Origin of the sequence: Blattabacterium cuenoti, assembly GCF_014252095.1 — a bacterium.
GTDB classification, from domain to species: Bacteria; Bacteroidota; Bacteroidia; order Flavobacteriales; family Blattabacteriaceae; genus Blattabacterium; species Blattabacterium cuenoti_F.
Genome location: NZ_CP059210.1, coordinates 373,418 through 386,916 on the forward strand (window position 1 = coordinate 373,418; position 13,499 = coordinate 386,916).

11 protein-coding genes are annotated in these 13,499 nt (G+C 26.7%); 4 read left to right on the forward strand and 7 right to left on the reverse strand.

The annotated features are described in order from the left end of the window. Positions 1-17: 17 nt before the first annotated feature. Entirely contained in the window at positions 18-833 is an 816-nt protein-coding gene (locus tag H0H45_RS01775; protein WP_185866360.1) for a glycogen/starch synthase, read from the reverse strand. 169 nt (positions 834-1,002) lie between these two features. Here H0H45_RS01775 and rnr point away from each other — a divergent pair, with 169 nt between their 5' ends. After that, complete coding sequence (rnr, locus tag H0H45_RS01780) at positions 1,003-2,967, forward strand: ribonuclease R (RefSeq protein WP_185866361.1); 1,965 nt, start codon at positions 1,003-1,005, stop codon at positions 2,965-2,967. Between the two features lie 12 nt (positions 2,968-2,979). Here the strand turns inward: rnr and coaD are convergent, their stop codons facing one another. Continuing rightward, on the reverse strand, positions 2,980-3,447 hold the full coding sequence (coaD, locus tag H0H45_RS01785) for a pantetheine-phosphate adenylyltransferase (RefSeq protein ID WP_185866362.1): 468 nt from the start codon (positions 3,445-3,447) through the stop codon (positions 2,980-2,982). A gap of 77 nt (positions 3,448-3,524) precedes the next feature. On the opposite strand from coaD, the gene H0H45_RS01790 reads away from it, so the two are divergent. From H0H45_RS01790 to H0H45_RS01800, 3 genes are read left to right on the forward strand one after another with little or no spacing between them, the layout of a single operon-like run. Continuing rightward, positions 3,525-4,565, forward strand: coding sequence for a PSP1 domain-containing protein (locus tag H0H45_RS01790; protein WP_185866363.1), 1,041 nt, complete (start codon positions 3,525-3,527; stop codon positions 4,563-4,565). A 52-nt stretch (positions 4,566-4,617) separates the two neighbouring features. Beyond that, positions 4,618-6,900 carry a transglycosylase domain-containing protein gene (locus tag H0H45_RS01795; protein ID WP_185866364.1) on the forward strand — a complete coding sequence of 761 codons (2,283 nt, stop codon included), beginning with the start codon at positions 4,618-4,620 and terminating at the stop codon, positions 6,898-6,900. Positions 6,901-6,909: 9 nt separating this feature from the next. Continuing rightward, on the forward strand, positions 6,910-7,851 hold the full coding sequence (locus H0H45_RS01800) for a 2-hydroxyacid dehydrogenase (protein ID WP_185866365.1): 942 nt from the start codon (positions 6,910-6,912) through the stop codon (positions 7,849-7,851). 261 nt (positions 7,852-8,112) lie between these two features. Here H0H45_RS01800 and H0H45_RS01805 read toward each other — a convergent pair whose 3' ends face one another. The 5 genes from H0H45_RS01805 to H0H45_RS01825 all read right to left on the reverse strand — a co-directional run bounded on the left by H0H45_RS01805 (position 8,113) and on the right by H0H45_RS01825 (position 13,497). Then, complete coding sequence (locus H0H45_RS01805; protein ID WP_185866366.1) at positions 8,113-9,783, reverse strand: diflavin oxidoreductase; 1,671 nt, start codon at positions 9,781-9,783, stop codon at positions 8,113-8,115. A gap of 176 nt (positions 9,784-9,959) precedes the next feature. Then, positions 9,960-10,154: a hypothetical protein gene (locus H0H45_RS01810; RefSeq protein WP_185866367.1), complete on the reverse strand. Its 195-nt coding sequence runs from the start codon at positions 10,152-10,154 to the stop codon at positions 9,960-9,962. Between the two features lie 17 nt (positions 10,155-10,171). Beyond that, positions 10,172-11,086 (reverse strand): cysteine synthase A, encoded by a 915-nt coding sequence (gene cysK / locus H0H45_RS01815; protein ID WP_185866368.1) that lies wholly within the window; start codon positions 11,084-11,086, stop codon positions 10,172-10,174. A 17-nt stretch (positions 11,087-11,103) separates the two neighbouring features. Then, entirely contained in the window at positions 11,104-11,937 is an 834-nt protein-coding gene (locus H0H45_RS01820; RefSeq protein WP_185866369.1) for a serine O-acetyltransferase, read from the reverse strand. A gap of 513 nt (positions 11,938-12,450) precedes the next feature. After that, entirely contained in the window at positions 12,451-13,497 is a 1,047-nt protein-coding gene (locus H0H45_RS01825) for an AMP-binding protein (protein WP_185866370.1), read from the reverse strand. Between the last annotated feature and the right edge of the window lie 2 nt (positions 13,498-13,499).

Here is a 13,499-nt window from a genome sequence, read left to right on the forward strand (position 1 = left end):
TTAGAATTTTTTTAAAATTAATCTGTTTCTAAAACAGTTTCTTTATAAAATTGTTGATAAACGGTTTCTATTTTTTCTACAGGGTAATATTTTAATACTAATAATTTATTTTCATCTATATAGTCTTCTATTTCTTTTGGAAAAGAAAGATCTCCTTTAATTATGGCATCGGAAAAAAACATACATAATTTTATCAGATTAAAATAATTTGGATTTTCTAGCAATTTTAATTTTCTAGATTTAATTCCATCAAATTTTACTTTTTTAATAATTTCCTTGTTAATAGTTCCTTGAAAAGGATTATTATAAATGGAAGCCACTATTTTTGTATTCTGGTAAACAGGATCATTTTTGTAAAAATTCTTAATGTATAGTGGAATAAAAGAACTAATCCAACCATATATATGAATAATATCTGGCTTCCAATTCAATTTTTTAACAGCTTCCAAAACTCCTTTTGTAAAAAAGAGAGCTCTTTCATCATTATCATGAAAAAATATTCCATTTTCATCTTCATATATAGCTTTCCTTTTAAAATACTCTTCATTATCTATAAAATAAACTTGCAACCTTGCATCAGGAATAGATGCAACCTTAATTAATAAAGGTTGATCCATCTCATTAATAATTAAATTCATTCCTGACAAACGAATAACTTCATGCAATTGATGTCTTCGTTCATTTATTACTCCAAAACGGGGCATGAATATACGTACATCGTTTCCTATAGACTGCATAAACTTGCTTGCCTTTAAAACTGACAAAGAAATAGGATTCTCTGATGAAAAAGGAAATAAATCTGAAGAAACATATAATAGACGTTTACCTGTCATCTTAGAAGCAATTTTTTATGTTTTGATAATAGTAAAAAAACGGATCATTGCAAAGATAATAAATAATATCCAATGCATAACTTAAAATGAAAAATGTATAATATTTATTTTTTCCAAATTACTTGTAGATTGTAGATTTTTAAAGGTTAATTGACATGTTTTTTTTATCATGAAATTAGAAAAGAAAATCAAGAAATTTATAGGATTATCTAATAGTAATAACAATTTAGCTACTGGATTTATCAATATTACTAGTTATGGATATGCTTTTGTAAATATAGAGGGATTTCCTAAAGACATTTTTATTCCTAAAAATAAAACGAATAGAGCTATAGAAGGAGATTTGGTTCAAGTAAAATTAAAAAATCGTAAATCAGGAAGAAAAATAGAAGGAGAAGTCATACAAATTTTGAAAAGGAAAAGAAAGAATTTTACTGGAATATTAAAAATGGAATCTAAATCTAATAACTATGGATTAGTTATAGTATATAACAATACTATTCATGTGGATATATTAATCCCATTCAATGAATTCAAAGGATATCAACATAATGAAAAAGTATTGGTAGAAATCACAAAATGGCCAAAAAATTCCAAAAATCCTTTAGGAAAAATAATTAAAAGATTTGGAGTGTCTGGAGAATATAAAACAGAAATTTTTTCTTTGTTGTCTGAATATGGAATATCCTATGAATTTCCCAAAGAGGTAGAGAAAGAAGCAAAAGAAATAGTACTGAAAAAAAATTCTGATCTAAATATGAGAAGAGATATGCGTAATATCAATACTTTCACTATAGATCCTCTTGATGCAAAAGATATAGATGACGCTCTTTCTATTAGAAAATTAAACTCTACTATTTGGGAAATTGGAATTCATATAGCCGATGTCTCTCATTATGTAAAAGAAGGAAGTTTCTTGGATAAAGAAGCATATATACGTTCTAATTCCATTTATTTTGTAGGAAAAGTTATTCCTATGCTTCCAAAAATCTTATCCAATAATCTTTGTTCTCTACACCCTGAAAAAGATAAACTAAGTTTTTCTTCCATTTTTAATATGAATAATCAAGGAAAGATTTTAAAAAGTTGGTTCGGGAAAACTATTATACGATCAAATAGAAGATTTACATATGAGGAAATCCAAAAAATTATAGAAAGAAAAAAAGGAGATTATCACGAAGATATTTCCAAATTATTCTTTTTTTCTAAAATTTTAACCAAAAATAGACTAAAAAATGGAGCAATTTCTCTAGAAAAAGTAGAAATAAAGTTTCATTTAGATAAAAAAAATAATCCTACTAGATTATACTTAGAAAAAAGCAATGAATCTCATCGTTTAATAGAAGAATTTATGCTATTAGCTAATAGAAAAATTTCAGAATTTGTTAGCTTAAATTTAGATGGAAAACCATCTAATAGAATCTATATTTACAGAATCCATGATGAACCAGATTTTCAAAAAATTTTCGTTTTAAAAAAAATCATAGAGCCTTTAGGTTATTTTTTAGATCTAAAAAATCTAAAAACATCTATTAATCATTTATTAAAAAGTATTCAAGGAAAACCAGAACAAAACATGATAGAAAATTTAATTCTTCGAACCATGAGCAAAGCTAAATATTCCACAAAAAATATAGGGCACTATGGATTATCTTTTATTTATTATACTCATTTTACTTCTCCTATTAGAAGATACTCAGATATCATAGCCCATCGTTTATTAAATTATTATTTAACAAATAAGAACAATAAATTGAATTCCATAGAATTTTATGAAGAACAATCTAAACATTGCAGTGAAAAAGAACGTTTATCAATAGATGCAGAAAGAGAATTCTTAAAATATTTACAGGTTAAATATATAAAAAAATACCTAGGAAAAGAATTTGAGGGAATTATTACAGGATTTACAGAATGGAGTGTTTATATTGATTTACTAGGATTCCAAACAGAAGGAATGATCCGATTACGTGATATCCAAGAGGATTTTTACACTTTGCATTCAAATAATTATAGTATAATTGGTAGAAAAAAAAGAAAAGTTTACTATTTAGGAGATAGAGTTAAAGTAAAATTGACTGACGTAGATATAGAAAAAAAACAAATCACTCTTGGTTGGATAAAAAAAGAGTGATAAATCCATTCATTAAATTCTTACATGATGAGGAACAAAAACAGTGTAATCCCCGCCATTTTTCATAATTTCTCTTACAATTCTTGAACTTATATAAGATTTTCCGTAAGAAGAAAGGAGAAAAACGGTTTCGATACAATTCCTTTTCTCTAATTTTCTATTAGCATAAAAAACTTTTCTTTCGAATTCAAAATCGAATTGATCTCTTAGACCTCTCAATATAAATTGAGCCTTCTTTTTTTTACAAAAAGAGATAGTCATTCCTTGAAATAAATCTATTTCTATTTTAGAAAATCCTAAAAAAGTTTTTTGAATCCATTCCTTTCTCTTGTTAATAGAAAACATATTGTTTTTTTCTGAATTTTTTCCAATAGCTATAACAATTTTATCAAATAAATTTAAAGATTTCATAATAATATCATAGTGTCCTAAAGTTATTGGATCAAAAGAACCAGGAAATACGGCTATTCTCTTATTCATATCTATAAATATAAATTTTTATCAAAAAAAAGAAGCATAAGAAAAGTTTTATTTTTGTTTTTTTAATCATTAAAATAATGGAAAAATTATGTTCAGGTTGTTTAACAAATAGATGTATTAGTAATAGAAATAATATGTTTCAAAAAAAACAATGTGTTAAAAAACTACATGTAGTAGATTGGTTATCTAATATTAAATCTCCCTTTTTATTAGATAATTTTGATCTTGTAGAAGTTCAATTTAAAAATGATAGAAAAGAATTTTTCCGTAATACAGAAAAAATAAACCTTTGCAAAGGCGATTTTGTAACTGTAGAATCGAAATCTAGTGGATATGACATCGGAACAGTAACTCTAACCGGAGAATTAGTAAAATTACAAATACGTAACAAAAATAACCCGTCTAAATTTTCAAGAAAGATATACAGAAAATCCACAGAAAAAGAAATAAAAATATGGAGTTTGTCTAAAAAAAAAGAATTGAAAAGTCTTTTAAAAGCTAAAAAAATTGCAAAAAATTTAAATCTATCCATGAAAATTTGTGATGTGGAATATCAAGGAGATGGAGAAAAAGCTACTTTTTATTATACTGCTGAAGATAGAATTGATTTTAGAAAATTGATTAAAGAATTAGCTTTAGCTTTTCGCATACGTGTAGAGATGCGTCAGATAGGATATAGACAAGAAGCCGCAAAAATTGGAGGAATCGGTTCTTGTGGTCGTGAACTTTGTTGTTCAACATGGTTGAAAAATTTTAAAAGTGTCACTACTCATTCGGCTAGATATCAACAACTATCTATAAATATAGAGAAATTAACTGGGCAATGTAGTAAATTAAAATGTTGTTTGAATTATGAATTAGATGCTTATTTATCAGCTATAAAAGATTTTCCAGATTTTAACTGCAAAATATATACAGAAAATGGAATAGCAAAATGTATGAAAATCGATGTGTTTAAAAAACAAATGTGGCTGTCTTATATCAAAAACCCAAATACTTGGTTTAGAATAGAAATAAAAAAAATCAAAGAAATTTTGGAAAATAATAAAATTTCTCCTCCTTTAGAGAAATTATCAACAATTGACGTGATTCAAAAAACAGAATTAACATTCAAATAACAGAATTAACATTCAAATAACAGATATTTAGAATATTAATTAAAAAAAATAAGTGTCTAATAAAAGAAATATAAAAATAAGTTTTTACTTTCGTTGGCTTCTTTTTTACTTTTGGTTTTTCTTTTTTCTAGGTATAGGAGCTATTTTTATAGTTTTTTATGCAGCTTCTAAAGGCTATCTAGGTACTTTGCCTAACACAAAAGATATTGAAAATCCTATCATGGAAGTTGGATCAGAAGTATATGATACTAATGGAATTTTATTAGGAAAATTTTTCTCAGAAAATAGAACTTTGATTACTTATCAAGAACTTCCAAAAAATCTTATTAATGCTCTCATCGCAAAGGAAGATATTCGTTTCAAATATCATTCCGGAATAGATGCAAAATCCCTCCTGAGAGCTATTTTTTCTCTAGGAAAAAAAGGAGGAGGAAGTACGATTTCTCAACAATTAGCAAAACTTTTATTTACAGGTCCATCTGCAAAAAATAAGTTACAAAGAATGCATCAGAAACTTTTAGAATGGGTCATGGCTATCGAATTAGAGAAACGTTATACGAAAGAAGAAATCATTACAATGTATTATAATAAATTTGATTTTTTATATAATGCAAAAGGAATAGAAACGGCTGCACATACTTATTTTAATAAAAAAGCTTCCGAACTTAATTTAGGAGAATGTGCAACATTAGTAGGAATGTTAGAAAATCCCTCTTTATATAATCCAAAATTATATCCTAATAGAGCTAAAAAACAGAGAAATCTAGTTTTATATCAGATGAAAAAATATGATTTTATCCACCATAGAAAATATAAAAATGAGTTAAAAAAACCCGTACAAATAAATTTCAAAATGCAAAAAAAAGATTTTGAATTATTAACTTATTATGGTGAATTTTTAAAAAAAGAAATTCAAGAAGCATTAGATGATTACGAAAAAAAAACAGGACAAAAACTTAATCTTTATTCTAGCGGGTTAAAAATATATACATCTATTGATGCAAAAATGCAAGATTATGCCGAAAAAGCAGTAAAAAAACATCTTAGCCAATTGCAAATTTTATTTAATAATTCTCAAAAAAAAAATAAAAATGCTCCATTTTTAAATATCACACCAGAAAAAACAAATAGAATCCTTTTATCAGCTATGCATAGAACTCAACTTTATCAAGATTTACGACAAAAAGGAATTTCAGAAGAAAAAATTATAGAAACGTTTAAAAAACCAAAAAATACAAAATTATTTACTTGGAATGGATATAAAAAAGTATTGATATCTCCATGGGAATTCATCCGTTATCAAAAAAGCATAATACAAGCTGGGTTGATTTCTATAGAAGCTTCTACTGGGTATATCAAAGCATGGGTGGGAGGAATAGATTTCAATTACTTCCAATATGATCATGTAGCAAAAACACAACGTCAAGTCGGTTCTGTTTTCAAACCCATTTTATATGCAGCGGCAATCAATGAATTGCATTATACTCCTTGTACGAAAATATCAAATGAAAAATTTCATTTAGGAAAATGGAGCCCAAGAAATTCCAATGGAAAATATGGAGGTTTTTTAACCTTAAAAGATGGTTTAGCTCTATCTGTTAATACTATTTCTGCTCGTCTTATTTCTCAAATAACTCCAGATCCAGTGATTAATTTAGCAAAAAAAATGGGAATAGTATCCTTAATCCCTCAACATCCATCTATAGCTCTTGGAGCTGCAGATTTAACTTTATATGAAATGACAGGGGCTTTTAATACATTTACTAATTATGGAATTTATGTAAAACCCAGTATTTTAGTAAAAATAGAAGATGAATACGGAAAATTAATTCAAGAACATATAGATCTTAGTAGGAGGAAAGTATTTAGTGAAGAAGTAGCATATATTATGTTAAAATTAATGCAAGGAGCAGTACAATACGGAACTGCCAAAAGATTACATAAATATAATTTTTTTATAGGAGATATAGCAGGAAAAACGGGGACTACTAATGAAAATTCTGATGGGTGGTTTATAGGAATGACCCCTAATTTAACTACTGGAATTTGGGTAGGTTGGGAGGATAGATTTTCTCATTTTGAAAGCATAAAATTAGGACAAGGAGCAAGTATGGCCTTACCTATATGGGCCTATTATATGAGAAGTCTTTATAAGGATTCCAGTCTAATTTATCATGAAAAATTATTATTTCAAAAACCAGAAAATTATCACTGGAATAATTGTAAAGAAGATCAAAACAGTGAGAAAGAAAAAAATAAAAATCTATTGAAGAATGTTATAGATTTCGATGAAAGTTTCAATTCTGAAAACGGTAGTAAAAATGATGATCAATAATCAATTAATATGATAAAAAGAATATTAATTTTAGATAAAGATCATCCTTATATCATATATAAATTGAGGAAAGAGGGATTTATTTGCGATGAAAATTATTCTGATCCTCTAGAAGAAATTATAAAATTTATCTCCCTATATGATGGTATTATTTTAAGAAGTAGGTTGAAATTAAATAAAAATGTGCTTAAAGCAGCAAAAAAATTAAGATTTATAGCTCGTATCGGGTCTGGAGTGGAAAATATAGATGAAGACTATGTTCATAAAAAAAGGATAACCTTAATTTCTACTCCAGAAGGAAATAGAGATTCCGTGGCAGAACATGCAATAGCTATGCTTTTATCTATAATGAACCATCTCTTTATTTCTAACCAAGAAATCAGAAAAGGGAAATGGAATAGAGAATCCAATAGAGGAAGAGAAATTAAGGGAAAAACTATAGGAATTATCGGATATGGAAACACAGGAAAAGCTTTCGCTAAAAAACTTTCAGGATTCGAAGTGACAATATTATGTTATGACATTTTACCTAAAATAGGAGATATTTATGCAAAACAAGTAGACATGAAAACGATTTTTATGAAATCAGATATAATTAGTTTACACGTTCCTTACACAAACAAAACTAAAGGGATGATTAACGAACATTTTATAAAAAATTTCAGTAAACCTTTTTATTTTATTAACACCTCTCGTGGAGGATGTGTACTTACCGATCATTTAGTAAAAGCATTAAAAAATGGAAAAATACATGGAGCATGCTTAGATGTAATAGAATACGAAAAATGTTCTTTTGAAAATTTCTTTTATCATCGAAAATTTCCTAAAAATTTTTTTTATCTTCTTCATTCCAAAAATGTTATTCTTACGCCACATATAGCTGGCTGGACCAAAGAATCAAAATATAAAATGGCTCAAATAATTGTAAAAAAGATTCTTTGTCTTCAATAAAAAAAACTCAATATTAGATTTTGAAAAAAAAATTTAATAATCAAAATTTTTAAAGGAATCTTTCCTGATATTTTTTCAGATAAATGTACTATAACCACACCCCTCCCATCCGAATATTTATTTTTCTATCCACATAGCTATGGAATCTAATTTTTGTTGAATTTTTTTCTGAAATTTTATGCTCTATTCATTCGATGCGATGAAAACGGTCTTCTCTAATCATCTTGATTTTTATCATAAAAACTACCAGTTTGAAAAAAATTAATAGACATCTTTCAAATAACGTCCACTTTCTTTCATCTTTTTTATAAAAATCTCTGGAGAAGTACCGCCAATTTCTTCTATTACACGAAATAGAGTATTTTCAACATCGATACTCATCGGTCTTTTTTGACCACAAATGTATACATACGCTCCATTCTCTATCCATGCAAATAATTCTTTGCGATTTTCCCATATTTTATTTTGTACATATATTTTTTCTTTTTGATCTCTAGAAAATGCAAGACTAATACGATGAAGTAAACCGTTTTTTTTCCAATTTTGAATTTCCGTTTGATATAAAAAATCAGAAGAAAAATGCTGATCTCCAAAAAAAAGCCAATTTCTTCCAGAAGCCCCTATCGCTTCTCTTTCATATAAAAAGGAACGAAATGGAGCTATTCCTGTTCCAGGCCCAATAAGAATAATATCTTTATCTGAATCTGGTAACTTAAATAAATAATTTTTATGAATAAAAAAAGATAAAATATCGCCTTCTTTTAATTTAGAAAGAAAATCAGAACAATAACCATATTTAATATTTCCATCTATTTTAAATTTATGACGTGATACTGTAATATGGATTACAGAATCATGAACTCTTGGAGAAGAAGAAATAGAATATAATCTAGGTTTTATAGAATCCAAAATTCTAACTAAATCTTTTGCTTGATTTCTATTTTCCATAGGAAAATTCTTTAAAAGATCAAAAAGATTCCATTCTTGATCATGAGGAATGTCTTTTTTTACCAACGTAGAATATTTATTTAAAACTTTTTTAGATAAATTGAATATACTTGCTTTTTTATAAAAAAAATTAAATATATTATTTGAATTTTTTAAATTATTATCATTCTTTTTATGAAAAAAATTCATAATTTTATTTACTTCTTCTGAAGGATTTTCCGCGAAAACTCCTACTGAATCCCCTGGTTCATAATCTGCATCTTCAGGATTTTTTATTAAAATTTCAATATGATAAATCTCTTTGTTAGAACCTATTTCTTTATCGTTTAAAAGTATATTATTTATAATAGTTCCAGAAATTTTCTTTTTTTTCACATGTCTTTTGATAGAATCTTCTTGAAATTTATCGTTTTCAAAAAGATTTACAATTTTTTTGAACCATTTTTCTGCTTGACATTCATAATCTACATCACATTTATGTAACGGAATTAGTCTACTAGCTCCTAATTCATGTAATCGTCTATCCACATCTTCTCCTGCTTTACAAAAAAAAGGATAAGAACGATCCCCTAATGCTAATACACTATATTTTATATTATCTAAATGAAGGTCTTTCTCTTGATGAAGAAAGTTAAAAAAAGATTTAGCAGATGATGGAGGGTCGCCTTCTCCATGGGTACTAATAATTATGAAAAAATAATTTTCTTTTTTCAAATCAATCAAACGGTATTGATCTAAACTTATCAATCTCATTTGTAAATTTTTATTTTTAGCTTTTTCTATTATTAGAAAAGCTAAATTTTTTGCATTTCCTGTTTCTGTTCCATAAACAAGTGTAATTTTTTCTTTAAAATTCCTCAATTTTTTTAAAATTCCATAGGAAGAGATTATTCCAGATAAAAATCCAGACATCCAAATAATTTCTTTTTTAGAAGAATTTTTGATGAATTCAGTGAATGCTTTATTTTTTGATTCAGATAACATTTTTTTCAAGTTTAAAACAGATATGAACTACACAAAATATTAAAACACGAAATAATTGTTTTTATAAAAAAAAATAGAGATCAGAAGTCCATTTAAATCTCCTATGAAAATTAACGTGTTTTTCTCTAATTGATAAGAATATAAAAACTTTTTTTCTTTTCTTATTACTTTTCTTATTAACTCTTTACAATTATCAAGAGAACTTTTATACACCTTTTGCATAATATATATAGAATATTAGCTGGTTTTTCTGCTTTTTCTACCAATTTATCCGTATAAATATTTTTTTTATTCATGATCAATTTATCAAAAATATAATCCAATTTTTGAATACACATATAAAATACTAATAAAGTATCTGAAGTTTTCATCAATTCAGATACGATGCTTACGAATCAAAAAGATTATCCACAGAAAAATATCTTTCTCCAGTATCATAATTGAATGTCAATATTGTAGAATTTTCAGAAAAATTGAATAATTCTTTTGCAATAGCAGACAATACTGCTCCTGTAGAAATTCCTACCAAAATTCCTTCTTTTCTTGCAACTTTACGAACATAACTAAATGCTTCTTTTTTAGACACTAAAAAAGTTCCATCTAATATCTTAATATTTAAAATAGAGGGAGTAAAGCCTGCTCCTAATCCTTGTAATGCATGAGGATTAGGAGTTCCTCCAAATATAACCGGAGATTCTACAGGTTCTACAGAAAATATTTTTACAGTTGGAAATTTTTTCTTTAGAACTTCTCCTATTCCAGTAATATGTCCTCCAGTTCCTACTCCAGTAATAAAATAATCAATTCCCTCAGGAAATGATTCTAAAATTTCCCTAGCCGTAGTATATTTATGTATATTCGAATTCGAAATATTTTCGAATTGTTTTGGCATCCAGGAATTAGGAATTTTCTTCACCAATTCTTCCGCTTTTTCAATAGCTCCCCTCATTCCATTTTCTCTAGGAGTAAGAACAAATTTTGCTCCATAAACTGAAAAAATCTTTCTTCTTTCAAGACTCATAGATTCAGGCATTACTAAAATAAGACGATATCCTTTCACAGCAGAAACCATAGCTAATCCAACTCCAGTATTTCCAGAAGTAGGCTCAATGATCGTATTTCCCTTCTTAAGAATTCCTTTTTTTTCTGCATCTTCGATCATGGATAATGCTATTCTATCCTTAATACTTCCTCCTGGATTATTTTTTTCCAGTTTCATCCAAACTTTATGATTTGGATATAAACGAAGGAGACGTACATGAGGGGTATTTCCAATAGTCTGCAAGATACTTTCTGCTTTCATCTTTTTTTATTTTTTTATTATATCATATAATTAACCGGATCTGGAAAAGGACTGTTATTTCGCATTCTTATTTCATTTTTTTGATAGACTATAGAATATGGAGGAACACTCTGTGTAACCCATACATTTCCGCCAATAACACTATCATGTCCAACTATAGTCTTTCCTCCCAATATAGTTGCTCCAGCATAAATAGTTACTTTATCTTCTATAGTAGGATGACGTTTTTTATTTGCTAATTTTTTATCCACATAAGCAGCTCCTAAAGTGACTCCTTGATATATTTTGACTTTATTCCCTATTTTCGTACTAGATCCTATCACGATTCCAGTTCCATGATCTATCACAAATTCTTTTCCTATTTCTGCAGCAGCATGAATGTCTACTCCAGTTTTACTATGAGCATATTCTGTTATCAGTCTAGGAAGTATTGGAACTTTTAGAATCCATAATTGATGAGCCATTCTATATAATGCAGTGGAAAAAAATCCTGGATAGGATAAATAAATTTCTTCTATTCCGGTTGCAGCTGGATCAAAATTCAAAATAGCATTAGCATCTGTGATTAGTGTTTGATAAATATTAGGAATTTTGTCAAAAAAATTTTTAGTAAATTTTTTTGACGGGGTTTTTTCAAAATTTAATTCTAGAAAAATGTCATATAATTTCTGTTGTAAATTTTGATAATTTTTCTTTAAAGATTTTCTGTTTTCTAAAATATTCTGATCAGGGGTAAAAAGAAGATGAAATAAACCTTCTACAAATTTTTCTGACATTTTTTTTTGAGGAAAAGGATAAAATCCTTTTTTTTTATTTTCAAACAAATTATTTAAAAAATCTGAATTAGACATAATAAAAAATTTTTCAAAATCTATTCACTCATGCAAGTGTCGACTATTGGATAGCATGTCTCATCTATCCATATCTCTTATTTTTTATAGTTTTTCTGACTTCCAATTAAAAAGGAGGAATGGTATTAATTGATAATTAGAATTCCATTCTAAGAAATTTAAATTTTTTCTTTTAATAGAATGTTCTGAATGTTATGAATAAAACTGGTATAAAAAACTATTCTTCCAGAAAGAATCTCTGAAAAAATTTTGAATTTTTCTTCTATAGAATAAGATTCAATTTTTTTAGCAATATCAGAAAAACATTTTTCAGATGGATTTTTTCCATTTCATATTTTTATTCATTCTCATTTTTTATTTGAAGAAGAAAACTAATAATTCTAACAAAAAAAACCCTTTGAGTTCTATCAAATCAAAGGGAGGCGTTAACCACGATTTGCAAATATATAAAGAAATATTTTACCTTCATACATACTAAAATATAACAGTTGAAAAAATTCTAAAAAAGTTTTTTTAGTTTACAAGAAGATTTTTTATTACAAAATTTCTTATTTCTTTTCTTTTCAACTTTCCAAAAGAATTTTCTATAAAATTTTCTACAAAAAAAATTTCTTTCGGTTTATAAAATTTTTTTTCTCCAAAGAAAACAGATTGAGGTATTTTCACAGAAAAAAAGTGACCTTCAATGATTAATACTATTTTTTCTCCAAAAATTTTATCAGGAATTGAAGAAATTAAAAATCTTTTATGAGAAGGAATAAATGGAGATATTTCCTTTTCTATTAATTCAGGAAGTATTTTAATTCCTCCACTATTAATAAGATTATCAAATCTTCCTATCCAATTAAATTTATGTATAGAGTTCAAATGAACTATATCATTTGTTTGAATAAACGTCCCCATATCATATATACCTAAACAATTTCTTTTATCTACGCTTAGATATATATCTTCAAAAGATTGAAAATATGGAGTTTTATTTAATCCATTAATTTTTTTCAAGGCTATATGACCTAATGTTTCTGTCATTCCATAAGTAACATAACATATAGTTGAGATTTTTTGTAATCTTTCTTCCAATTCAACAGAAATAGAGCTTCCTCCTATCAAAACAATTCTAATTTTATCCAAATGATTTAAACTTGAAAAAACTTGCATGGGAACCATAGAAGCGATATCAAAATATCCTTCAATATTTTTTAATGGAGTAGATGAAGGAGGGATACAATAAATATCCCACTGAAATATCATTGCACGTATCAAAAACATTTTACTCGCTATAAAATCTGGAGATAAACACAATAGACCTTTAGTTCCTCTTTTTTTTAGATTTAAAAAATTTACGGTTCTTTTTGCCGATTTATACATACATTCTTTTTTTAGAAAAATTTTTTTAGGATGACCAGTGGTTCCAGATGTAAAGCTCATCAATACTGTTTTATTTTTATCATTCCAATTCTTTAAGAAAGAAAGAATGGATTTTTGCCAATGGTATAAAGGATGTCCTCTTAAAACTAAATTAGTAATAGATATTTTCTTTGAATAAAAACGAATCCACATTC